Raw genomic sequence first — 21,267 nt, forward strand, 5'->3', positions numbered from 1 at the left:
CACTTGCCGACGATTACTTGACACTTTCCGCCATGCCCGCCGCCTCTCCGCTCGCGACCCAGCGCGTCTACTACTCGAGCACCTACGTGCGGCTGCTGTTCGACTATCTGTCCGAGCAAGGCCAGGATGCAGCGCGCGTGCTCGGCGAGGCGCGACCGCCCGAGGACGATCGCGGGCTGACGCTTTATGCGAGCGCGCATTGGCGCGGCCTGCTCGAACGCGCGGTCGGCGCGCTCGACGATCCGCTGCTCGGCCTGCACGTCGGCCAGCGGATCACGCCCGCGCATCTCGGCGCACTCGGCTATGCGTTGCATGCGTGCCGCGACGCCGGCGCCGCGCTCGCGCGCTGGCAGCAATACGAACACCTGATCGCGAACGTCGCGCGCATGGAAGTGCGCGTCGAGGCGGCGTCGGTCGCGATCGAATGGCACGATGCGCCCGAACCGCTCGGCCCGCTCGTCGACGAAGTGGCGCTGACCGCGATCGTCCAGTTCGCGCGCAACATCACCGGCACGCGCAACGGGCCCGACGAAGTCTGCTTCGTGCATCCGTCACCGGGTAACCCGCAGCCGTATGTCGACTACTTCGGCTGCCCGGTGCGGTTCGGCCAGCCGGTGAACCGGCTCGCGTTTCCGTTACACCTGCTCACGCAGCCGCTGCAACAGCCGGACGACGCGCTGCGGCACATGATGGAACGCCAGGCGAGCGCGCTGCTCGCCGAGCTGCGGCAGACCGACGACCTCGAACAGTCGGTGCGCGAAGCCGTCGCGCGCTTGTTGACGCAAGGCGAAGCCAGCATCGAGCAGATCGCGTCCGACCTGCATGTGTCGTCGCGCACGCTGCATCGCCGGCTGGCCGAACTCGGGCTGAACTACCGGATCCTGCGCGAGGACACGCGGCGGCGGCTCGCGATCGACCACCTGAACGATCCGCGGCTGACGCTGGCGGAAGTCGCCTGGCTGCTCGGTTATTCAGAGCACAGCGCATTCACGCGCGCCTTCCGGCGCTGGACCGGCGAATCGCCGCAGCAGTGGCGCAGCCGGCAGCCGGCGCGGCCGGCAAGCGTCGCACGCGGCTGACGAACTCGCGCCGGCTGGCGCGGTCGAACGGGCATCGCCGGAGAATCCTCATGAAACGCGTTGCCACTGCTGCTGTCCTGACCCTGCTCGCCGCCGTCAGCTTGCCGGCAACCGCTGGCGCACCGTCCGGCGCCACCGCGCCGGTTCCCGTTCAGGCGCCCGCGAAAAACTGCGTCCCGTCACGGGAGGCCATGCAGGACGTCCGCTCGCCGTCGAAGGCCCCGCCGATCCGCATCTGCGTCGGCGATTCCGATACGCAACTGAACCTGCCGTGGTTCGTGACCGATGTCCTCACCGCGGTCGACACGCGCCAGTCACCCGGCGCCCTGCTTCACAAGATGCGCAACGATTTCTGAATCGCGGCGGGCGCCACCTGCCGCGCACCGCGCCTGCATCGGTCGTTCCGCGTCAGCAGCACCCATTCCTTTCGCTATCCTTTCGGATGTGCATGCGCCGACACGTCGCCCAAAACGGCATTTCGCGGTAATGTTTCTTTTTGAGATTCAATCACAAAACTGCACCAATTTTTAATCAACAATATTTCGTAATAGCGCGTCACATCTTATACTTGCCGCGCACCATCCTCGTGCCAAGAGACGGTGTCTTTCGACCCGGCCGCATGACCATGCGGTCGGGGTTTTTTTCGGTGCGCCACGTCAATATAGATGCGCAGAATGCACTTGTTATTGACGCGTGCCGCCGGACTGCATGACCGATCTTGACGGGGCTGCCGCCGATGCCCGTCACGATCGTTGACGCGGCTTGCATCGCGATACCGATGCGCGAGCCGGATCACCCGGACCGGGCATGACACGTGCGCGCCGCATGCGCACTCACCGGTTCGGCTTGCCTCTCAATGCATACAACATCAAAGGCAACCGCGGGAATGTCGGCGCTCATACCAGGCTCGAAGTCCGTTTTCCAGCGCAGCGGCGCGTGGCCGCGGGTAGCCTTTTTCATCGCCGTAATCGTTTGCGTGCTCGTGCCCGCCTGCGCGATCGTGCTTGCCGATCGCTACGCGCGCGACGCCGTCACCACGCAGGAACGTGTCGTCGCGAACGACATCGTGGCCAAGGTGGACCGCATCCTCGACGGCACACGCCTGCGGCATGCGGACGAGTTGAACGCGCTCGTCGGACGCCCCTGCGCGACGGTATTCCGGACGCTGGCCGAAGTGAGCACCCGCCTTCGCTACCTGCGCGCCGTCGGGCTGGTGAACGACGGTCGCGTCATGTGCTCGTCGGCCCTCGGCGCCATCGACCTGCCGCTCGAGGCGTACACGCGTGAGCCCGTACCGGGTTCGACGATCGTCACGCTGCTGCGCCAGACGCCGTTTCAGCACGGCATTCCAGTGCTGGCCGTGTATCGCGCCACCGCGCATGGCGCGGGTGTCCTGTACCTGATCGAAGGCGACTATGTGGTCGATGCGCTCGCACCGAGCGCCCGCAACGGGACGGAAACCGCCACGCTGTCGATCGCCGGATCGGGCCGTCTCGACCAGCAAGGAAAGTTCACGCCGGAATCGGGCACAGGCCCCGCCGGCGGCACCGCGATTGCATCGCAACGATGGCCGTTCACGGTGTCGGTCGGTGCGTCGGTTCAGTACGCATCGCACGTCCAGGGCCACTACCGGTTGATCGCCATGACGATCGTGCTGCTCGCCGACGGTCTCGTGATGGCCGCCTACCTGCTGGCGATGGCGCCGCGGCGGCTGTTGCTGAAAGCCGTTCGCCACGCACTCAGTCACAACGAGTTTCATGTCGTGTACCAGCCGATCGTCGATGTGCAGACGCGCAGGACGGTCGGCGTTGAAGCGTTGCTGCGCTGGCAGCATCCGAAGTGGGGGGCCATCAGCCCGTCCGTGTTCATCCCGCAGGTGGAAGCGAGCACGGTGCTGCCGAAGGTGACCGAATTCGTGCTGCGAACGGCCGTGTCCGAACTCACGGCGCTGACGCCGTCCGCGCCGCTGCGCATCGCGGTGAACATCGCGCCGAAGGATCTCGAGCGCGCGCGATTCGTGGCCGTCGTCGAGGAGGCGATCCACGCGCTGCCGCCCGGCTTCACGCTGGTGCTCGAAGTGACCGAACGCATCCTGCTCGAAAAGAATGCGTGGACCACCGAAATATTCCATGCACTCCGGTCGAAAGGCGCGAAGTTCGCGATCGACGATTTCGGCACGCATCACAGCAACCTCGACATGCTGTCGCGCTTCCCGTTCGACTACGTGAAGATCGACCGGCAGTTCGTCGCGCAGCTGAACGGCGGCGGTGCAGGGCTGATTGAGGGAATCGCGGCCGTCGCGCATCACTACGACCTGAAGATCATCGCGGAAGGCGTGGAGACGGAAGCGCAGCATCGCGCGCTGCGCGCGGTCGGGATTCAGTATGCGCAGGGCTATCTGTACCGGCGGCCGCAGCGCGCGGAAAGCCTGAAACGCGATTTCGGGTGGGCGTCGGCATAGCGGCGACGCCGCACGCTCAATCCTGCGCGACCGTCGCCGGCTCGACACCGGCCGCTTGCGGACGATACCCGAGCCGCGCGGAAATCGCCTGACCGGCTTCCTTCAGCAGTGCGACGTAATGCGCTTTCGTGTCCGCGCCGCAACGCATCGTCGGGAACGACAGCGACAACCCCGCGATCACACGCTCGAAACGGTCGAACACGGGCACCGCGAGACACAGCAGGCCGTCTTCCTGTTCCTCGTTGTCTTCGCCGTAGCCCTGCTGCCGTACGTGCGGCAGGATGCTCATCACCGCATCCGCCGACGCGAGCGTCTTCGCGGTCGACTTCCTGAACTCGATGCCTGCCAGCACCGCGCGCGCTTCGTCGGGCGTCATCCACGCGAGCAGCACCTTGCCGATCGCCGTGCTGTACAGCGGATTGCGCCGGCCGATCCGCGACTGCATGCGCAGCCCGTAATCGGCGTCGATCTTGTGGATGTAGATGATCGCGTCCTCGTCGAACGCGCCGAGATGCACGGCTTCGCGCGTCAGCTGCCCGATGCGGCGCATCTCGAGATCGGCCTCGCGCACGAGGTCCACGCTTTCCAGCGCCTTGCTGCCCAGCTCGAACAGCCGGATCGTCAGCCGGTAGCGGTCGGTCTCGCCTTCTTGCGCGACGTAGCCGAGCGCCTTCAGCGTCTGCAGGAAGCGATGAACCGTCGTCTTCGACATGCCGAGATGCTGCGACAGTTCGCTGATGCCGATCTCGCGGCGATCGCCGAGCGCGGCGAGGATCGTGAAGACCTTGCCGACGGCCGCGACCGAATCTGCCTTTTCGGCGGACCCTGCCGCCGACGTGTCGGCTTCGGCTCCCTGGTTCGCCTGATCGCCTTTGCGCTGCCTGGGCGTTGCTGTCATGTCCGTGAATCCGTGAGTGCGAATCGGGAGAGCATAACGCGTCCGCCGCGCGGCACGGTCAGCGCGCGAGCCACCCGCCGTCGACGGCGAGCGTGTGACCGTGCACGTAGTCCGACGCACGCGACGCGAGAAACACGGCCGCGCCCGCGAGATCGTCGGGCACGCCCCAGCGGCCGGCCGGGATGCGGCCGAGGATTTCGTCGCTGCGCCGGCTGTCCTCCCGCAATTGCGCGGTGTTGTCGGTTTCCATGTAGCCAGGCGCGATCGCGTTCACGTTGATCCCGCGCGCGGCCCATTCGTTCGCGAGCAGGCGCGTCAGCCCCAGCACGCCGCTTTTCGACGCTGTGTACGACGGCACGCGGATACCGCCCTGGAACGACAGCATCGACGCGACGTTCACGATCTTGCCGCCGTGCCCCTGCCGCACCATCTGCCGCGCGACGGCCTGCGACAAAAAGAACACGCTCTTCAGGTTCACGTCGATCACGGCGTCCCAGTCGGCTTCGGTGAATTCGAGTGCATCGCAACGGCGGATCATGCCCGCGTTGTTGACGAGGATGTCGACGTGGCCAAACGCATCGACCGCGTCGCCGACGATCCGCTCGACCGGCTCGAGCGTCGACAGATCGGCGCGCACGTCGACGAAGCGCCGGCCGGCCGCCTCGACGCGCGCCGATGTCTCGGCAGGCGCCGAACGGTTCGCGCCGACGATGTCGCACCCGGCCGACGCGAGCGCGACGGCCATCGCCGCGCCGAGCCCCGTGTTGCAGCCGGTGACGATCGCGACCTTGCCGGTCAGGTCGAACAGGCCGGCGAGCGCGGTGCGCGCGTCGGTGGCAGGAAGCTCGGGCGTATCGCGTTTCATGATGTCAGCGCAGGTCGGCAACGGCGATGTGATCCATGTCCTTGAACACCTGGTTCTCGCCAACCATCCCCCAGATGAACGTGTACGCCTTCGTGCCGACGCCCGAATGGATCGACCAGCTCGGCGAGAGCACCGCCTGCTCGTTGTGCACGACGACGTGGCGCGTTTCCTGCGGTTCGCCGAGCATGTGGAACACGGCCGCGTCGTCGGCGAGGTTGAAGTAGAAATACACCTCCATCCGGCGCTCGTGCGTGTGGCACGGCATCGTGTTCCACAGGCTGCCGGGCTCGAGCTTCGTCATCCCCATCGACAACTGGCAGGTGGGCAGCACGTCGGGCACGATGAACTTGTAGATCGTGCGGCGGTTGCTCGTGGCCGCATCGCCGAGCGTTTCGGGCGACGCCTGCGCGAGCGTGATCGTGCGTGTCGGATAGGCCGTGTGCGCGGGCGCGCAGTTCAGGTAGAACTTCGCGGGATGCGTGCGATCGTCGCTGCCGAACACGACGCCCTGCCCGCCTTGCCCGATGTAGATCGCCTCTTCGGTGCCCACCGCGTGACGCTGCCCGTCGACCTCGACCCAGCCGGGCCCGCCGATGTTGATCGCGCCCAGTTCGCGCCGCTCCAGCAGATGGCTCACGCCCATCGCCGCACCGAGCGACGCGGGCACCTCGACCGGCCGCGTGGCCGGCCACGCGCCGCCGACGATGATCCGGTCGATATGGCTGTAGGTGAGCGACAGCGCGTCCGGTGCGAATACGTTCTCCACCAGGAAATGCCGGCGCAAGCCGGCCGTATCGAGCGTCTTCGCGTGTTCGCCGTGTATGCCCTGTCGCACTTCCATGCCGGTTCTCCGTGGAGATTGAATATGCCACCAGCCTCCGCAACGGCGGCGGTCATACGATGAATTGAAGCACAGAATCCACAAATACGGAACGACGATCCGAAAACAAAGCCTGATGCAACACCCATTAAATTCCCTTTTTTATCAGCAATTTATGTCGATACGGGTATACGACTACCCGTCAATTCATCAAAATCGGACCATCGTTCCGAATCATGTCCTATAGTCAGTCAGCAGACATCATTCGACAACGGGACGCATCGACGTCCACGGAGGAGACGTGAAGCTGAAACAGGCCATCGACCGCATTCCTGGCGGGCTCATGCTGGTCCCGATGCTGCTCGGCGCATGCGTGCACACGTTCGCGCCGAACGCCGGGAAGTACTTCGGCTCGTTCACCAACGGCCTGATTGCGGGCACGGTGCCGATCCTCGCCGTCTGGTTCTTCTGCATGGGCGCGACGATCAACCTGCGCGCGACCGGTGTCGTGCTGCGCAAATCCGGCACGCTGCTCGCGACGAAGATCGTGGTCGCGTGGCTTGCGACCGTGATCGCCGCGCAGTTCATCCCCGACGAAGGCATCCGCACGGGCCTCTTCGCGGGCCTGTCGCTGCTCGCGATCACGACGTCGATGGACATGACCAACGGCGGCCTCTATGCGGCCGTGATGCAGCAGTACGGCAGCAAGGAAGAAGCCGGCGCGTTCGTGCTGATGTCGATCGAATCTGGGCCGCTCGTCAGCATGCTGATCCTCGGCGCGGCCGGTGTCGCGGTGTTCGAGACGCGGCTGTTCGTCGGCGCGGTGCTGCCGTTCCTGATCGGCTTCACGCTCGGCAACCTCGATGAAGACCTGCGTGAGCTGTTCGGGCGCTGCGTGCATCCGCTGATCCCGTTCTTCGGCTTCGCGCTCGGCAACGGCATCGATCTCAACGTGATCGCGAAAAGCGGACTGCCGGGCATCGCGCTCGGGCTCGCGGTGATCGTCGTGACCGGTGTGCCGCTGATTCTGGCGGACAAGTTGCTTGGCGGCGGTAACGGAACCGCCGGGCTTGCCGCGTCGTCGACGGCCGGCGCCGCGGTCGCAAACCCGGCGATCATCGGCGAGATGATTCCAAAGTTCAAACCGATGGTGCCGGCCGCGACGGCGATCGTCGCGACGGCTTGCCTCGTGACGGCGATTCTCGTACCGATCTTGACGGCGATATGGGCGAAGCGGGCGGCGAGATTGTCAGGGGTGCCAATTATCGTTTCGGCGCGGGCGGGGCATGGCGCACCGATCGAACATGAGGGGCATGTTTGACGAGGACGGTTCGAGCCCGCGTTTCAGGCGCCCGCTTCGAGCCGATCAATGTTCGATTGCATAAAAACCCCGGGAAATCGATGCGTTTCCCGGGGTTTTGTTCGTTGGTGTTTGCGCGGACTCTGTCGCATCTGCAGCGCGGCGCGTCAGTCGAACGTACTCACGATGGCGGATGCCTTGTTTGCAATCAGCCAACTGCCTTCCACCTTGTGTATGGCGAAGTGATCGTTGAACAGCCTGTTTCCGATCCGCACTCGTACCGTGGCCGTTGAAAGGCTATCCGAAATGTTCTCCATCGAGAGGATCGCCTCGTCTCTTGGTGCGCCGGTTGAGCGGGGACTCGGCCTCCCGTTGATGAGCGCCGCATACTCCGACGATGACAGGGTGCGCAGCCGACCTTCATCCAGCCACTGAATCAGGCAGCTCGGGTGAAAGACCTTGTTGAAGTCACGGCTCTGCGGCTCATAAGCCAAATTGAAATAATCCTCGATCAAGGCGACGACGGCTTGGGTCTGGGTCATGACTGGCTTTCCTCGGTAGTGAACGGCTCGTATAGTGAGCGATCGTCCTCGCCTCGGATACGGCGGCCCGGTTATCGCTGCCATTACAGGAACACATCGATCATGGAAGACCTCGACGGAGGGCTGGTAAGCGGCTTGCTTGTCCTCGCGGCCGTTGCCGAATCCGGGAGCTTTGGCCGTGCCGCCTCTCGTCTGGGCAAGACTCAGCCTGCAGTCAGTCGCGCCATTCAGCGACTGGAGGACCGCCTGCACGCGAAGCTCGTGCATCGCACCAGCCGGTACGTCGAAGTGACGGACGCGGGCCACGAGCTGTTGTCAAAGGTGCTGCCGTTGCTCCAGGGAATCGAAGATGCGACCGCCGGCGCTTCCGACCAGACCTCGGTCGTCAGCGGAACGCTCCGTGTGGCGTGCGATGCCGCGTTCGCCCGCCTGGTGCTGGCGCCGGAGTTGGCCCAGTTCATGAAGGATTACCCTGCTCTACATCTGAAGCTGGAAACCAGGAACGACCTGTCGGACCTGGTAAGCGACGGATTCGATCTCGCCATCCGGTTTGGAGTGCCAACCGTTTCAACCCTGGTCTGCCGCAGGCTGTACAGTCCGCGGGTCCTGACCGTGGCAGCGCCGTCCTACCTGGAGCAACGCGGTCGGCCGAGGTCGCCGCAGGATCTGGTCGATGACGGCCACGAATGCATCCTGGCCATCGATCCGGCTACCGGTCGGCCCTTCGACTGGGAGTTCTGGCGTGACGACGAGAAAGTGAGAGTGGCCGTCAGCGGCAACCTGACCGTCACGGATGCAGGAACGAAAATCGGCGCGTGCGTTGCCGGCTTCGGGATCGCTCAGATAATCGACCTCGGAATCGATGCGCACCTGCGTGCCGGCACACTGGAGCTGATTCTGACGGACTGGCCCGACGAGACGTTCCCTCTTTACGTCTACTATCCCAGTCGAAATCACGTTCCGGCCAAGGTGAGAGCATTCATCGACTTTGTCGTCGGGATGATGCCCGGGCTGCAGTCGAAGGGCGATGGCGCTAGCCAGCGGCCGTCATCGGCCGTGCTCGAAACGTTGCGTCGCGAGTAATCCTGTTTCCGTCGCGCCTGCCGCCACGGCCTCGAGAGGTCGGAACGCCAGTCGGCCCGTACGGGATCGCGCATCGCCCTCACCTGCGTTCGGTTTCTACGGCGAAGGCATCCCACGAGGCGTTTCGACAGTGCCACGGCTCACCGGAGCGTAGAACACGCGGAACCACACCCAGTAAGCCACAAAGGCCCCGCCGAGAACAACGATCGCCATCGTCCCGGACAACACGGCCGCCCCAAGCATGCCGCCAAGCAACTGCAACGCCAAATAGAACAGCACCGCGGTGGATGCCAACGCCGCGAGCGACGCGCCCAGCCAGCGCCAGCCGTGCAGTCGAACGAGATCGCGGGGCAGGCCAAGCCGCGCGCCCGCAAAGATCAGCGCCGCGGGAACCACCAACGCGCCAACGTAGCTGAACATCACGCGCATGAGGTCGTCATCGAAAGTGTCGAGCAGCATCGGCACTGTCTGCGTCATCAAAAGCAGCCATACGCTTGCGAACAGCCAGGCCGCGAGGCCTGCGATGTACCGCGTTGCTTGACTGTGGGGCGCCTCGGGTAGCGCATCGTTGCGAAACACGCGCGTAACGAACCACCACGCAAGCCAGGCCACGAACGCAAACAGGGCGGCACTCACCGGCGCGATGAGCGGCAAGATGGCCGTCAGATGCGTGCCGTTGCCGGCCAAGCTCACCACCACCATCTGGATGATGAATATTTGCGCGATCTGCCAGATCAGCAGGCATAACGCATAAGCCGACAACAACCGTGCGGGGCGACGGAACGCAAGCTGATCTCGATGCTCGCCGTGCCAGCGAACGATCAGATACACCAGACCGGTTCGAAACACGAGGTTCTGGATGAAGCTGGTCAGTTGAATCGCCACCATATGCGAGTCTAGTGAGAACTTCGTCAACTGCACGTAGAGGCCGGATAGAAACAGCACGGTGATGATCAGCGCGGCGATGAGCGCCGCCGCACCGGGTAGCGAGACGGGCCGGGTGGGTGAATTCATGTGGACTCCGGGGGCAAGGAGGTTGTCAGTTGCACGGCGGTGGACTTGCCGGCCTGTAGGTCGATCGACGGCCATGTGTTGTCTTTGAGAAACCGATGCGGTCTGTCGTCAATCTGGCCGGTTCCTGGTTCCGTATGTCAGCTTGTGAGCAAGTTGTCGATGCGTGCCCATATCCAGCGGCACGCAGGATGCGAGCTTTCAGGTTGGCAGCCTATGAAGGCTTGTCTGCCGACCCCGAAAGCGGCAGCCCTGTCGCGGGATCGAGATGCTTGGCTTTCGCCATCTTGTTGATAAGTTCGTCCGACGGCTTCTGCGGTGGTGTGGCTGCATCCTGTTCTTTTTGCCATTGGAAGGTGCCGTTCCAAGGGGGAAGCTTTGCGGGTGGCAGGGGAACGATCTTGTCGAGATCCGGAACCTTGGGATTATGGCCGTCATTGGCTCGAAGAAATTTTCCGATAACGTTGTATCGGTGAACACGCTCAGGATCGGCGTGAACGTCGAGATTAGTTACCGGGTCGCGCCCACCATTTACATCAAAGGCACACTCAAGTAAAAGCGCCGATTGGCTGCTTCCTGCCGCGACGCTCATCTGAAACGCTTTGGCAGCATCACTGAATTTATTGTCGGTCTGAAGGCTCACGCCAAGGTAGTTCGCCGCTTCGGCATGACCCTGCTCCGCTGCGCATTGAAACATCTGAAGAGCGATGTCCGGCGCAGCGTCGGCCGGATCAAGCAAATTTGCCACATAATACTGAGCATCTGCGTTACCCAGATCGGCCGCCTTACGAATGTACCGGCGTGCGGCATCTTCACCACCCTGGAGGCCGTACCCATTCAGCAGGTAGTGGCCAATGTCGTAATAGCCGCTAGCGACGCCTGCCTTGATCAACTGCTCGGCGAGATCCACGCTTTCCTTTTCGGCATCAGGTGATGGTGCTGCCCCGGACGAAATCAGAATTTGCAGATTGTGGTTGGCTTTGTAATGCCCGACCGCAGCTGCAATCCGGTAGTAGCGAGCGACATCGTTGAAATCTTTCTGGCCATCTTTTTTCTCAAGATACCGGCCATATTGAAATAATTTATCCGCTTCCGGGTCAAGAGTCGGCAGATGATCGACCTCGTGCACGCAGGTGAAGGCGAGATTCAGACGTACCGCACTTACGTCAGGCAACGGGCTGACAGCATTTTCGCTCTTCGAGCAAGCTGCCAGCAGGCAAGAAATCAGCAGGACGGCGGGCGCTCTACGCATGATAAATCGAGCCTGCTTCGTGGCCATGATCGAGCGAGCGATTGGCCACGAAGCGTTGCTGAATGAGTCGATCAAGCCTGATCAAGGTACGCAACGAGTTCCCACGCAACTTGTTCAACGTGCTGGCGCGTACCCATCATGCTGTCGAGCATCGCCAATTTTCTGGGCTCATGCACGACGACGGACGGTAACGCGTCCCCCTTGAGAAACCGGCGCTGCGTGTCGCCAACCTGGCCGGTCGAAAGTTTCGCGCACCATACGCCGTCTTCCGGGCAGGATTGCCCCGTGTGAGCGACTGTGCCCAACGGCAGGCGGGACCCGACGTTTTCAGGTTGCTCCGCCTGTGACGTCTTGTCTGCCGATTCCGGGAGCGGCAACCCAGTCGCGGGATCGAGACGCTTGGCCTTCGCCATCTCGTTGATGAAATCATCCGCAGGCTTCTGCGGCGGAGCAACTGCATCCTGCTCCTTTTGCCATTGGAACGTACCGTCCCATGGGGGCAGCTTCGCGGGTGGTAGCGGAACAATTTTGTCGATGTCCGGAACCTTGGGATTACGTCCATCGTTATGGTCGAGAAATCTCGCAATCAGATCGTAACGCCGAGTTCGCTCCGGATCTTTTGGGAGAGCAAGGTAATACAGGCGGTCACTCTCGGGGGGGCCTTCGAACCCATTTTCCAGGAACGATGCTGACTGAATATTCCCCGACTCAACTCCTTTCTGGAATGCCTTCACCGCCTCCGCATAGTATTTATTGGTTTTTAGATTGATTCCCAAGGCACTCGCAGCCTTGCCGAAACCTTGAGCCGTAGCGCATTCGCGCATTTGCTTAGCGACGGCAGGAGCCTTATCCATTGGGGCCAGAAGATCCGCCACGTAGTATTGCGCTTCCGGACTACCCAGATCAGCCGCCTTCCGGAAATAACGTAGCGACATCTCAGGATCTTGCTTCAAGCCGTACCCTCCCTCGAGATAATGACCTATATCATAGTATCCGGAGGGTATCCCTTTATCGACAAGCTGCGAGGCAAGGCCAACCGATTCCTTCTCCGCATTGGGGGAGCTGGCAAGCCCCTGAGAAATCAATAGTTGCGCATTAGTATTGGCCTTGTAGTGATCGTATGCTGCCGCAATTCGATAGTAACGAAGAATGTCGTCAAAATCCTTCGGACCATCCTTTTTTTGCAAGTATCTGGCATATTTGAACAGAATATCTGCATTGGGGTCCAATGGCGGCAAATACTCCGATTCATGAGCACAGGAAAACGCCAGATTTGCACGAACAGCGCTCAGATCAGGAAATTGAGACACTTGCGACTCCTTTTTGGTACAAGCGCACAAACACACCAGAAACAAAACAATCAAAAGATTTCTGTTCATCGATTAATCTGCATATGTGCGTTTATCTGACTTTCTCAGAAATTTTACAAGCGATTTATCCGGCGGAAGATTATTTATCTTATTTTCCTTATTCTGATCAGCGACATTACCCCACTCCAAAAAAGCCTTGAAAAAATCATCTTGCGCACATTTGTCTCCGGCATGCATTCTCCACAACTTCTGCCTCAGCGGTTTCGTCACAGCCGAATTTTCGTGGCAGATATTGAGTTCACTATCAACATTCATGCTTCGGAGATTCACATTTGCAGATCCAATCGTCATGAATGCATCGTCAATCGTCATCAGTTTTGCATGAACATATATCGGCAGCCAGTTTCCCGCGGGCGAATCCGGAGCCACAAGCGTACAGACTTGTACCTTGAGCCCCTCGATGTTCGACGGTGGAGCATCCGGATCGATATGCGCATTGAGCTGCTTTTTCCTATTCAACTCGTTCAATTCCTGCTGCAGTTCCTGTTGCTTCGCCATATTATCCTGATAGAAATTCATGGCACCCTGCAGGGATGCGGCATTTATATCGACACCTTGTGCCGCAAATTTTTGCTGTATCGACTGTTGGGTGGCTAGCTGAGCCTCCAGATTCTTTTGCTGTGTAGCGTAGTCATCCTTACGCTCGAGCTGAGCCACTCCAGGCATAGAGTTTCCACACCCAAGCGACTCAAGCATTTGGTACGTTCTTACCGTTCCGTTTCCGACCGCATCGTCGCTGGAATTGGTGATGACGAACAGATAAATCGAACCGTCTCTGCCGGAATCCCGACCCGCCTTTGCTTGTGCCTTTGCGACGTCCTTTATTTTCAGCGCAAGGTCGTTCCAACGAAAATATTGATTCTGGATGAAAATGCACTGAGTCGCGTTGTTAACTGCATTCAGATACATGACCTGAATGTCCCGCTTGTTCTTCTCCGATTGCGTGCGAACAATCTGGGCCATCACGGGAGCGTCATCCGGAGCATCATTCCTGAGTTTGTGTGTCCCAGCCAAATGCTCTCGTGATTTCTCCAATTTTTGACCAGTTGCGTCATCCCATGCTTCACAGAAATTCTTATTTAGATACTGCAGTATCGGGCCGGTCACTCGACTCGAGATATCCTGCCACGGATAAGGACCATTGCGCCCCTTACTGGGTGCCATGGCGTGACAGCTATGCATGTCAGTGTCCCAATACTGGTCAAGCATGTTGTGCCCCATGACGAAACCAGTAGCCAGATCCGAATCTTCGTAGTCCACCAGCACCATTTTCTGATGGTGCGACGGTTCGCCTCCCATTGCAGCAGAAGTCGTCGCTTTTGTGCCGCCGCTCCACCCATCCATGGTCCCGTAACCGGATATCCTTCCCACGATTTCCGAGCGCACCGACAGGTCGAATCCTCGTGTAGCCAACTCGATATTCGGAAACCCTGCAATCTTGTGCAAAACCGGATTGGACCCAGAACTAAATGGTGCCGACAAGGCACTTACTACGTTCATCGGTAAATTAACGACACCATCGATAACTCGATCGGTTACAGAGTGAATTACTGGGTTCGTGACATTATTAAAATTTGCACGCTTGTACCAGTTTATATCAAACAGTCGCTCTTCATCCGTTTGATAATCTCGCCCAAGCATTGACACTCGATCGTAAACCCACTTCGGAAGCACGCGTTTAAGTGGTGTCACGAAGTCATTTCCAGGCATGTTGTTTTCGCTGAGTTCCGCCATATAAAACGGGTCACGCCAGCACAACAATCTAATCTTTTTACCTTCCTTCCCTTTTTGCTCCAGCAGCTCGCCGATTCGCATCCCGCTGCCATCACGGACAAAATACATGGAAGGCTGGAAACCCCAGCAAATGATGTCGATCGAATGCTTCGCGTCCGCTATCGCCTTGTACACAGCGGCGAATGCATCATGGCCATTGACCAATGGACGGAAACCTGCGGTTGCCGGACCATACTCACTGTGACAGACAAACCATGGCAGGCATGCCATCGCCGACGAGGTGTGATTCTGTGCAATGGGCGTGGTAATGGATTTATTTACATTTGCCATGACTTATGATTCCGATGAAGGAGTCAGCAGTTCGTTATAGGTTTGTCGATGCGCGGCTCTATCTGATGCAGCACTATCGTCAGATGCGCCTTCGTGATACTGAAACCCCTGATTCGCAAGCGCACCATTCGCCGCATCCCGATACTCCCCCGGCACCGGAATCTCGTGCTTCACGCCATTCGCCATTTCGAGCGTGTACTTCTGCGTGGTGACCTGATGATCGATCGGCAACTGCCCTGACTTGTCGAACACGCCCTGCTTGACCAGCGCCCCGTCCGCATAAAGCTTGTACGGCATACCCACCGGAACGACACCGGTGGCAGACGGCGAAGCCATCGTATTCAGCATCAACCGCCGCGTCGGCAGATCCTTGAACGCGGGGTTGGTCACATCCATGCTGGTCGGACCACTGAACGCATGCTGCGCCCCCTTCACGTCGATCTTGCCCGGCGCATGAATCTCGATGTCGCCGCCTTTGAGCCGGATGTAGGCGCCGCCCGAGGTCAACAAAATCTCCTGTTGCGCCGAGGCCTGAACCTTCTCGGTAACAGACGCCAGCAACAGCGATTTCTGCGCCGTCACTTCGACATTATCCGCATGGGTTTGAACCTCGATCTTCCCCTTCGCCGCAAACAGCTTCATCCCGGCGTTCTGCACAAACAGGCTCAGTTTCTCCGTAATGCTGGCAACGAGCGACTTGCCGGTCGCAACGTGCGTGCTTTGCCCGCTGACGATATTGACGTGCTGATCGGCTGCAACGTGCGTCGACTTCTGCGTCGACAGGCCGATGCCCGCGGGCGCGGCCACCAGAATCACTGGCTGCTTGAACGCGCCGGCGTCGCCCGTCCCTCCACCGGCTGTCACACCGCCACCGCCCGTCGCCCCTGATTCGTTGTGCTGCGCCGCATCTGCAAAGGCCTTGAAGGTGTCGTGGCCATCCTTCAGGCTTTCCGCCTTCGACGTTTCGCTCGCCTGCGACAGGCCATCGAGGATACTCACCGAGCCGTTCAATTGACGCGTCGCCAAAGTGGTATCGAGCGGCTGGCTGGCGACCGGGTGCGTCGTCACGAACAGCCCTCGCCCAGCCCGCAGCGCACCGTAGGCCTCCGAACTCAGATCGAAGCCCTTGCCCAGGTAACTGCCGCGCGTGTTGTCGGTCTGATCGATCAGGTAGCCCAGGTGCAACGCCGCGTTCGTACTGCTGCTGTACAGGTGTACGCGGTTCTGGCCCGTCGAATCGTCCATCACCATCTGGTTGTAACCGCTCCCCGAGAATTCCTGGGACCGGTAACCCGACAGCAGGGCATTCGAATGCCATCGTGGCTTTGCGCCCCCGTTGTACACCCGGTGCAGCGCAATCGGACGATCGATGTCGTTCCCGATATGACCAATCAGCAGTTCCTCGCCCGCGCGCGGCATGTGAACGCCGCCATACCCGTCGCCGGTATCGGATTGCGCGACACGCACCCAGCACGAAGCCCGCTCGTCGCCTTCGTTGTGCCGGTCCCAGATGAACAGCACCTTGATCCGGTTCAGGTCGTCGGTATACGCCTGCTCCCCCTTCGGACCGGCAACGATGGCCGATTCGAGCTTTGCTTCGGGCTTTTTGTGTTCGAGGGGGCTGTGATACGGGACCGACGTGCGCTGCGCTTCGATGGCCACTCGATAGAAACCCGTCGAGCCATCGGCATGCGACACGGAGAACAGCTTGTCCGTGTCGTCCGCATCGGCCTGCTTCACTGCCTGATAGAGGCTATGCGGGTAATTCGCTTCGTGCCCGGAAAGCGGAACGTTGTTGACGATGATCCACTCGACCTCGATCACCGCGAATTCCCGATGGTCGGCCGCGTCCTGATCATGCTCGGGATGGCCGGTCAGCGTGAATCGCCGCCCCGCATCGATGCGGCGCACCCCACCGACACCGTCGTAGCGCTTGGCCTGCGACTCCCATTCCTCCATGCGGATCTTGCTGAGATGGTCGCCACGCTCCTGTTCGGGGTACGTATAGCCGCCCGTGTATTCATACACCTCGGCCTGCGACGGGAGATCACCCTGATGGGCCATCGTGGGAACCGACGTCGCCTTCGGATTGGCTGGCGTGGCCGGATTCTTGTAGTCGAACGTTCGCGTCGACAGCAGGACAGACTGCAGCGTCCGGGTTCCTGCCCACTGCGTAAAAGCGTCCACTTCACCATGAACGCTCGCATGGGAAAAATCCACTGTTGCCGGCGCAAGCGGCTCGAGCGTCTGAAGACGATCGGTGATCACCAGCGTATGCGACTTTCCGTCCTGCGCCTGTTTCCAGACGCCGTACAGGCCCTCGGATTCGAGCAGCCGGTGCACGAAATTCCAGTCGGTTTCGTCCTGACGGCAGTAGGAGCGTGAAGGCAGCGGTTGCGACAATTCAAAGCGATACATTCCGCGTGCCTGCGGATGATCATTGAATACATCGGTAATGATTGCGTCGACGCTTTTATCTTGCCAGTGGCGCTGGTCGCGACGGAATTTCAGGAAATGCAGCCACGACGAGAAACTGAGCTGATAACACGCGAGGCCGCCGTCCACACCGAGTTTTCTCGCGGTATGAACGTAGCCGTGGTGAGGCAGATAGGTCTTGTCGGTCTGCTGAATCCACAGCGTGACGGGCTGCGAAATCAGTGTCTTGAGCTGGACATCGTTCGACGTCGACACGCAGTCGATCATGAACAGGTAATCTCGACCGATGCGGGACTGCCCGAACACCCGGTGCGGGATCAGCACGTTACTGCCAAGCGGTGTATCGAGCTTGAGAAGTCGTTCTTGCTGAACCAGCCCTCCCGTGAGTGTCCCGATCATGCCGTGCGCATCCATAGCGCCTCTCTCAGAATTATGTTGTTCTTGACTGACGATTCTACGAATGACGATTCTGTGACGTCAATCGGGGGGAATTCAAATAATTGAAAACTGTAATCGCTCATTCATCCATATGAATGGATTTAGTAATTTCACCCTGCTGCTCCGCACACCCTATTCGCACCGGTATCCCGGCAGCACCGTGACGCTTGGCCATGACGCGCCGCGCAACGCGAAGCCCCAGCCCGCCGTGATCGAATTCGCGGGCGGATCGGGCGCCACCGCTACGCCTTCCCATGTCGACGACGGCACGCTCGAAGTCGCCGTCGACAAATACGTCACGCAAAAGCGCCACAAGATCACCGCGCGCCGCTGGCTGCTGCGGCCCGCCGACACCACGCGTAGGGCATGGCGTGTCGCCGAAAAATTGCCGGTCACCTGATATTCCCGCGCGAAAGCCTCCAGCCCTTGCACGACAGCGCCTGTCCGTCATCGCCCATCCGACCGCATGACACCCGCGCTGCGATCCCTGCCCCTTACGCCCTAATGACGCCGATCGACGTACTGGCGTCGGGATATGCATCGCCCATCAATTCGTTAACGACGCTACGAATCGCCGCTCGCCTCATCCCTGGACGCTGAGCGCCTTCTCGATCGCGGCAATCAGCTTGAACGCATCATCCCGCGCGATCAAAAAACCGCGGGGGGTGTACTCGCATCCGAACGCATAGAAGCTCGGCAGCAGTGTCACCATGTCTTTCTGCCGATCGAGATCGACTTCGCATTTCGTCAACGGGAAGAACGGGGGCGCCTCGGCCGGCATGTTGTACATGATGTTCTCCTAGTACATTTTGCGCGGCGGCAGCATGCGCTTCGCCCGCAGGCGTTGCCTGGCCACGGCGCTGGCCATTTTGCGCTTGCGTTCCGTCGTGGGCTTTTCATAGCCGGTGCGACTGCGCAGCTCCCGGATCAGCCCGGTTTTCTCGATGCCGCGCCGGAATCGCCGCAGCGCGACATCGATCGGTTCGTTTTCCTTCAGCGTAATGGTTGTCATCAGGATCCTGTTTCAGGAAAAGGGGAAGGGTGAACGGAAAACTAGCCAAGCCGTGTCATGACGGCACTCGCTATCTCGTCGGACTCGAATTCCGAATATCCGGCTCCGGTCGACAGTGCGCGTACCGCTGCGAGCATGTGCAGTTCCTGCTGATGGCGCAGCGCCGAATCGGCGATTACAGCGGGCACGGCGGTGCCCGTCCAGGTCACCTCGCGCCGTTCTATCAATCCCAGCAGTTCATCGATCATCATTTCGCTGTCCGAATTCATGACGCATTGCGCTGCCTGAGCACGACACATCAAAGCAAGGCGGCGAAGAAATCCTGTTTGTCGTGATTGCAGTCGATGATGTTCTCGGCATAGCTCAGCGAAGCACGGCGTGCGTCACCGGCATTGTCGAACGGGCAACGCTCGCCCAGCATGAAAGTCTGGCTGCGGGTCAGCGTATCGTCGGTGCCGCGAAGACAAATCTTGACCGCCGCGTCGAAACCGGCGTCGTAGTTGTGCGGGCTGCCATTCAGCGCCGGCACGTGAGGGTAAATCAGTGGATAAATCTCGAATCCACGATAGATATGCATGCTCATGACGAACTCCTGACGTTCGGCCACGTCGCATCGCATGGGCGAACACATCCGGCCTGCATCCCCGTTGCGGGGCGGGCCGGTAGGGTGAAAGGGACAACGTTGCAGCGAGGAGGCGGGGCGATGCAGCGCGCGGGATCGGGAGGGGTGAGCGGCCGGAGGGCTGGCGCCGGCACGGATGAACCCATCATACGCGCATCGTTTGTCGGATGCCTAACTTATTCCGGGTTGCGCGCGACAATGCGCGCAGGTGCAGTCGAACGGCACGCTGTGTCCGGCCACGATGCCGACACTCGCCGTTACGGAGTCGGCACGCGCTTCTTCGGGCGCGATTTCGTGACTGCGGCTGCCTTGGGCGGTACCCAGTTCAATGCGGTGCCGAGCCTGGGCAGCATGATGGCCGGCTTGGCGCGCGGAGGCGCCTTGTTGCTACGGGACTGACTTCGGGTCATGCGGATTCTCCTGCCGCACCGCTCGTGCGATCCAATGAGCGCGACGCGTCAAATCACGCGCGCTGCAATGCGTGTCCGGGCATCGGCATGCGCGCAGGTTCGACGGCGACGCGTCACCCGTGAAGCGGCGGTGACGTGCCGCTTCGTGGACGACGCTGACGACCCCGGGGCAATTACAGCGGAGTAATGTTCGACGCCTGCAGACCCTTGGGGCCCGTCTTGGTCTCGTAGCTGACCTTCTGGCCTTCGGCGAGGGTCTTGAAGCCCTCGCCGCGAATCTCGGAGAAGTGGGCGAACAGGTCGTCGCCGCCGCTGTCGGGCGTGATGAAGCCGAAACCCTTGCCATCGTTGAACCACTTGACGATACCGGTATCCATGTTAGATCTCCTGAAGATATGGACGAGCGTATGCACCCCGAAAGGATGCGGACACAAGAAATAATCAAGGAGGGAGAGGACAACGAATACCGCAGGCTGCGGTCGATGATGAGCAGCAATCGCGCTTCTTGAATACTTACGCGGCCGACAGTACGCCTCGCCAACAGGGGTGTCAAGCGCTTTCGGCCGAGGAGCAAAACGTGCGGCCACCGTTCGCGCCGTTCCGACGACGCCCTCGGAGAGCGGCCAGCAAACGCAACTGATGTTCGGTTTCGATGCCGTCGATCAATGCAAAGAGTCCAGTCTCGCGACGCTCGACCACCGACAGGCCCTCGGTGCCGGAGAAGATGTTCCACACGACGTCGTCGACATACGCAGACCCGCCGCGCGATCGTGCAAACGCCCGCAACAGCGGGCTCGCCGCGCCGCGAAGCACCAGGCGATCCTCATTCAATACGTCCGGTGCCCAGCCGGCACGCAGGTCGAGGCAACAGGGAATGGCACTGCGATCGACTTTCATGGGCACGCCGTTTCTTCCGGAGCTACGTTGCCGATCTCGCTCGTGTCGACCCGAACCTCCGAACAGCGCTTGCTCCGCTATACGCGCTACCGCTGTCGTGCACGCCATCGCCGCCGCGCGAAGGCCGCTCACGACTGAGGAAATCTGTTCGAAATTTTGCTATACAAACGGATTGGACGGCGTACCATCGAAGCGTCGGAAGGCCGGTGGCCGATTCCGGCGCATTGCGCTGCGTACCTCCTTGAATACGATCGGGCCCCTCACCCCGACCGATCACCCCGGCACCGTCTAGCGGCATTGATGCCCCCTTCCTGCCCCGTCGCTTGAGCGTGGCTCCGAAGCAGTTCCGGAGCAGCGGGCCTTCTCCTCTCCCTGCGGGCGGCATCTGGTTTGCCGGTCCATCCATCACCCTCCCGCGCCAGCCCACTCGCGGTTACTCGACAGGGAGGAGCTCATGCTCTTCGACACGACACGTTTCCGGATCGACCCGACACCGCGCCGGGCGGACGGCGAATACATCGCGCATGCGCGGATCACCACGATTCTCCTGGACGGAGATGAGCAGGAAGTTCACGCTAGCGGCGATCTCGCCGGCTTCGATGCGCGCGATGACGCAGTAATCTACGCGACCCAGTGGGCCAAAGGATGGCTGAACGCGCAGTTCGGTTGAGCACGTACGATCTGCAACCGGGGAGGCAACCCACAAC

23 protein-coding genes are annotated in these 21,267 nt (G+C 60.8%); 7 read left to right on the forward strand and 16 right to left on the reverse strand.

The window, feature by feature from the left end; genetic code table 11:
• Positions 1-32: 32 nt before the first annotated feature.
• The 3 genes from KEC55_RS26315 to KEC55_RS26325 all read left to right on the forward strand — a co-directional run bounded on the left by KEC55_RS26315 (position 33) and on the right by KEC55_RS26325 (position 3,540).
• Positions 33-1,079: an AraC family transcriptional regulator gene (locus KEC55_RS26315; protein WP_282508034.1), complete on the forward strand. Its 1,047-nt coding sequence runs from the start codon at positions 33-35 to the stop codon at positions 1,077-1,079.
• Positions 1,080-1,129: 50 nt separating this feature from the next.
• Positions 1,130-1,435: a hypothetical protein gene (locus KEC55_RS26320; protein ID WP_282508035.1), complete on the forward strand. Its 306-nt coding sequence runs from the start codon at positions 1,130-1,132 to the stop codon at positions 1,433-1,435.
• Between the two features lie 500 nt (positions 1,436-1,935).
• Complete coding sequence (locus tag KEC55_RS26325; protein ID WP_282508036.1) at positions 1,936-3,540, forward strand: EAL domain-containing protein; 1,605 nt, start codon at positions 1,936-1,938, stop codon at positions 3,538-3,540.
• Positions 3,541-3,556: 16 nt separating this feature from the next.
• Here KEC55_RS26325 and kdgR read toward each other — a convergent pair whose 3' ends face one another.
• From kdgR to kduI, 3 genes are read right to left on the reverse strand one after another with little or no spacing between them, the layout of a single operon-like run.
• Positions 3,557-4,438, reverse strand: a complete 882-nt coding sequence (gene kdgR, locus KEC55_RS26330) for a DNA-binding transcriptional regulator KdgR (protein WP_282508038.1) — start codon at positions 4,436-4,438, stop codon at positions 3,557-3,559.
• 58 nt (positions 4,439-4,496) lie between these two features.
• A complete protein-coding gene (gene kduD / locus KEC55_RS26335) occupies positions 4,497-5,303 on the reverse strand; it encodes a 2-dehydro-3-deoxy-D-gluconate 5-dehydrogenase KduD (protein ID WP_282508039.1) in 807 nt (268 codons plus the stop codon).
• A 4-nt stretch (positions 5,304-5,307) separates the two neighbouring features.
• Positions 5,308-6,144, reverse strand: a complete 837-nt coding sequence (kduI, locus tag KEC55_RS26340) for a 5-dehydro-4-deoxy-D-glucuronate isomerase (protein WP_282508040.1) — start codon at positions 6,142-6,144, stop codon at positions 5,308-5,310.
• A 280-nt stretch (positions 6,145-6,424) separates the two neighbouring features.
• Here kduI and kdgT point away from each other — a divergent pair, with 280 nt between their 5' ends.
• A complete protein-coding gene (gene kdgT, locus KEC55_RS26345) occupies positions 6,425-7,444 on the forward strand; it encodes a 2-keto-3-deoxygluconate transporter (RefSeq protein ID WP_282508041.1) in 1,020 nt (339 codons plus the stop codon).
• Positions 7,445-7,590: 146 nt separating this feature from the next.
• On the opposite strand, the gene KEC55_RS26350 is transcribed toward kdgT, so the two are convergent.
• The gene (locus KEC55_RS26350) at positions 7,591-7,965 is read right to left on the reverse strand and encodes a nuclear transport factor 2 family protein (RefSeq protein WP_282508042.1); all 375 of its coding nucleotides are present in this window, start codon (positions 7,963-7,965) and stop codon (positions 7,591-7,593) included.
• 102 nt (positions 7,966-8,067) lie between these two features.
• On the opposite strand from KEC55_RS26350, the gene KEC55_RS26355 reads away from it, so the two are divergent.
• The gene (locus KEC55_RS26355) at positions 8,068-9,048 is read left to right on the forward strand and encodes a LysR family transcriptional regulator (RefSeq protein WP_282508043.1); all 981 of its coding nucleotides are present in this window, start codon (positions 8,068-8,070) and stop codon (positions 9,046-9,048) included.
• Between the two features lie 96 nt (positions 9,049-9,144).
• On the opposite strand, the gene KEC55_RS26360 is transcribed toward KEC55_RS26355, so the two are convergent.
• The 5 genes from KEC55_RS26360 to KEC55_RS26380 all read right to left on the reverse strand — a co-directional run bounded on the left by KEC55_RS26360 (position 9,145) and on the right by KEC55_RS26380 (position 17,595).
• Positions 9,145-10,062, reverse strand: coding sequence for a hypothetical protein (locus KEC55_RS26360; protein ID WP_282508044.1), 918 nt, complete (start codon positions 10,060-10,062; stop codon positions 9,145-9,147).
• A 211-nt stretch (positions 10,063-10,273) separates the two neighbouring features.
• Positions 10,274-11,338 (reverse strand): SEL1-like repeat protein, encoded by a 1,065-nt coding sequence (locus KEC55_RS26365; protein WP_348995533.1) that lies wholly within the window; start codon positions 11,336-11,338, stop codon positions 10,274-10,276.
• A gap of 44 nt (positions 11,339-11,382) precedes the next feature.
• Complete coding sequence (locus KEC55_RS26370) at positions 11,383-12,690, reverse strand: SEL1-like repeat protein (RefSeq protein ID WP_282508045.1); 1,308 nt, start codon at positions 12,688-12,690, stop codon at positions 11,383-11,385.
• A gap of 3 nt (positions 12,691-12,693) precedes the next feature.
• On the reverse strand, positions 12,694-14,745 hold the full coding sequence (locus tag KEC55_RS26375; protein ID WP_282508046.1) for a phospholipase D-like domain-containing protein: 2,052 nt from the start codon (positions 14,743-14,745) through the stop codon (positions 12,694-12,696).
• Between the two features lie 3 nt (positions 14,746-14,748).
• Positions 14,749-17,595: a type VI secretion system Vgr family protein gene (locus tag KEC55_RS26380; RefSeq protein WP_282508047.1), complete on the reverse strand. Its 2,847-nt coding sequence runs from the start codon at positions 17,593-17,595 to the stop codon at positions 14,749-14,751.
• Between the two features lie 232 nt (positions 17,596-17,827).
• Between KEC55_RS26380 and KEC55_RS26385 the strand changes: the two genes are divergently transcribed.
• Complete coding sequence (locus KEC55_RS26385) at positions 17,828-18,019, forward strand: hypothetical protein (RefSeq protein WP_282508048.1); 192 nt, start codon at positions 17,828-17,830, stop codon at positions 18,017-18,019.
• A gap of 183 nt (positions 18,020-18,202) precedes the next feature.
• On the opposite strand, the gene KEC55_RS26390 is transcribed toward KEC55_RS26385, so the two are convergent.
• The 7 genes from KEC55_RS26390 to KEC55_RS26420 all read right to left on the reverse strand — a co-directional run bounded on the left by KEC55_RS26390 (position 18,203) and on the right by KEC55_RS26420 (position 20,560).
• Complete coding sequence (locus tag KEC55_RS26390) at positions 18,203-18,409, reverse strand: hypothetical protein (protein WP_282508049.1); 207 nt, start codon at positions 18,407-18,409, stop codon at positions 18,203-18,205.
• Positions 18,410-18,418: 9 nt separating this feature from the next.
• On the reverse strand, positions 18,419-18,631 hold the full coding sequence (rpsU, locus tag KEC55_RS26395) for a 30S ribosomal protein S21 (RefSeq protein WP_282508050.1): 213 nt from the start codon (positions 18,629-18,631) through the stop codon (positions 18,419-18,421).
• Between the two features lie 41 nt (positions 18,632-18,672).
• The gene (locus KEC55_RS26400; RefSeq protein ID WP_282508051.1) at positions 18,673-18,882 is read right to left on the reverse strand and encodes a hypothetical protein; all 210 of its coding nucleotides are present in this window, start codon (positions 18,880-18,882) and stop codon (positions 18,673-18,675) included.
• Positions 18,883-18,929: 47 nt separating this feature from the next.
• The gene (locus KEC55_RS26405) at positions 18,930-19,214 is read right to left on the reverse strand and encodes a hypothetical protein (protein WP_282508052.1); all 285 of its coding nucleotides are present in this window, start codon (positions 19,212-19,214) and stop codon (positions 18,930-18,932) included.
• 296 nt (positions 19,215-19,510) lie between these two features.
• Positions 19,511-19,663: a hypothetical protein gene (locus tag KEC55_RS26410; RefSeq protein WP_282508053.1), complete on the reverse strand. Its 153-nt coding sequence runs from the start codon at positions 19,661-19,663 to the stop codon at positions 19,511-19,513.
• A gap of 173 nt (positions 19,664-19,836) precedes the next feature.
• On the reverse strand, positions 19,837-20,040 hold the full coding sequence (locus KEC55_RS26415) for a cold-shock protein (protein ID WP_282508054.1): 204 nt from the start codon (positions 20,038-20,040) through the stop codon (positions 19,837-19,839).
• A 172-nt stretch (positions 20,041-20,212) separates the two neighbouring features.
• Positions 20,213-20,560, reverse strand: coding sequence for a hypothetical protein (locus KEC55_RS26420; protein WP_282508055.1), 348 nt, complete (start codon positions 20,558-20,560; stop codon positions 20,213-20,215).
• A 454-nt stretch (positions 20,561-21,014) separates the two neighbouring features.
• Between KEC55_RS26420 and KEC55_RS26425 the strand changes: the two genes are divergently transcribed.
• Positions 21,015-21,230, forward strand: a complete 216-nt coding sequence (locus KEC55_RS26425; RefSeq protein ID WP_282508056.1) for a hypothetical protein — start codon at positions 21,015-21,017, stop codon at positions 21,228-21,230.
• Positions 21,231-21,267 lie beyond the last annotated feature (37 nt).

It is taken from the genome of Burkholderia cepacia (assembly GCF_029962485.1).
In the GTDB taxonomy this organism is placed as follows: domain Bacteria; phylum Pseudomonadota; class Gammaproteobacteria; order Burkholderiales; family Burkholderiaceae; genus Burkholderia.

Excerpts from the sequence above, each read along its gene's own strand:
- kdgR (WP_282508038.1), bottom strand. The coding sequence starts at position 4,438 with ATGACAGCAACGCCCAGGCAGCGCAAAGGCGATCAGGCGAACCAGGGA.
- KEC55_RS26320 (WP_282508035.1), top strand. The coding sequence starts at position 1,130 with ATGAAACGCGTTGCCACTGCTGCTGTCCTGACCCTGCTCGCCGCCGTC.
- KEC55_RS26390 (WP_282508049.1), bottom strand. The coding sequence starts at position 18,409 with ATGTACAACATGCCGGCCGAGGCGCCCCCGTTCTTCCCGTTGACGAAA.
- KEC55_RS26325 (WP_282508036.1), top strand. The coding sequence starts at position 1,936 with ATGCATACAACATCAAAGGCAACCGCGGGAATGTCGGCGCTCATACCA.
- KEC55_RS26315 (WP_282508034.1), top strand. The coding sequence starts at position 33 with ATGCCCGCCGCCTCTCCGCTCGCGACCCAGCGCGTCTACTACTCGAGC.
- KEC55_RS26410 (WP_282508053.1), bottom strand. The coding sequence starts at position 19,663 with ATGACCCGAAGTCAGTCCCGTAGCAACAAGGCGCCTCCGCGCGCCAAG.
- KEC55_RS26400 (WP_282508051.1), bottom strand. The coding sequence starts at position 18,882 with ATGATGATCGATGAACTGCTGGGATTGATAGAACGGCGCGAGGTGACC.
- KEC55_RS26375 (WP_282508046.1), bottom strand. The coding sequence starts at position 14,745 with ATGGCAAATGTAAATAAATCCATTACCACGCCCATTGCACAGAATCAC.
- KEC55_RS26365 (WP_348995533.1), bottom strand. The coding sequence starts at position 11,338 with ATGGCCACGAAGCAGGCTCGATTTATCATGCGTAGAGCGCCCGCCGTC.
- KEC55_RS26350 (WP_282508042.1), bottom strand. The coding sequence starts at position 7,965 with ATGACCCAGACCCAAGCCGTCGTCGCCTTGATCGAGGATTATTTCAAT.
- KEC55_RS26380 (WP_282508047.1), bottom strand. The coding sequence starts at position 17,595 with ATGGATGCGCACGGCATGATCGGGACACTCACGGGAGGGCTGGTTCAG.
- KEC55_RS26415 (WP_282508054.1), bottom strand. The coding sequence starts at position 20,040 with ATGGATACCGGTATCGTCAAGTGGTTCAACGATGGCAAGGGTTTCGGC.
- KEC55_RS26425 (WP_282508056.1), top strand. The coding sequence starts at position 21,015 with ATGCTCTTCGACACGACACGTTTCCGGATCGACCCGACACCGCGCCGG.
- KEC55_RS26405 (WP_282508052.1), bottom strand. The coding sequence starts at position 19,214 with ATGAGCATGCATATCTATCGTGGATTCGAGATTTATCCACTGATTTAC.
- KEC55_RS26420 (WP_282508055.1), bottom strand. The coding sequence starts at position 20,560 with ATGAAAGTCGATCGCAGTGCCATTCCCTGTTGCCTCGACCTGCGTGCC.
- KEC55_RS26360 (WP_282508044.1), bottom strand. The coding sequence starts at position 10,062 with ATGAATTCACCCACCCGGCCCGTCTCGCTACCCGGTGCGGCGGCGCTC.
- KEC55_RS26355 (WP_282508043.1), top strand. The coding sequence starts at position 8,068 with ATGGAAGACCTCGACGGAGGGCTGGTAAGCGGCTTGCTTGTCCTCGCG.
- KEC55_RS26370 (WP_282508045.1), bottom strand. The coding sequence starts at position 12,690 with ATGAACAGAAATCTTTTGATTGTTTTGTTTCTGGTGTGTTTGTGCGCT.
- kduI (WP_282508040.1), bottom strand. The coding sequence starts at position 6,144 with ATGGAAGTGCGACAGGGCATACACGGCGAACACGCGAAGACGCTCGAT.
- rpsU (WP_282508050.1), bottom strand. The coding sequence starts at position 18,631 with ATGACAACCATTACGCTGAAGGAAAACGAACCGATCGATGTCGCGCTG.
- kduD (WP_282508039.1), bottom strand. The coding sequence starts at position 5,303 with ATGAAACGCGATACGCCCGAGCTTCCTGCCACCGACGCGCGCACCGCG.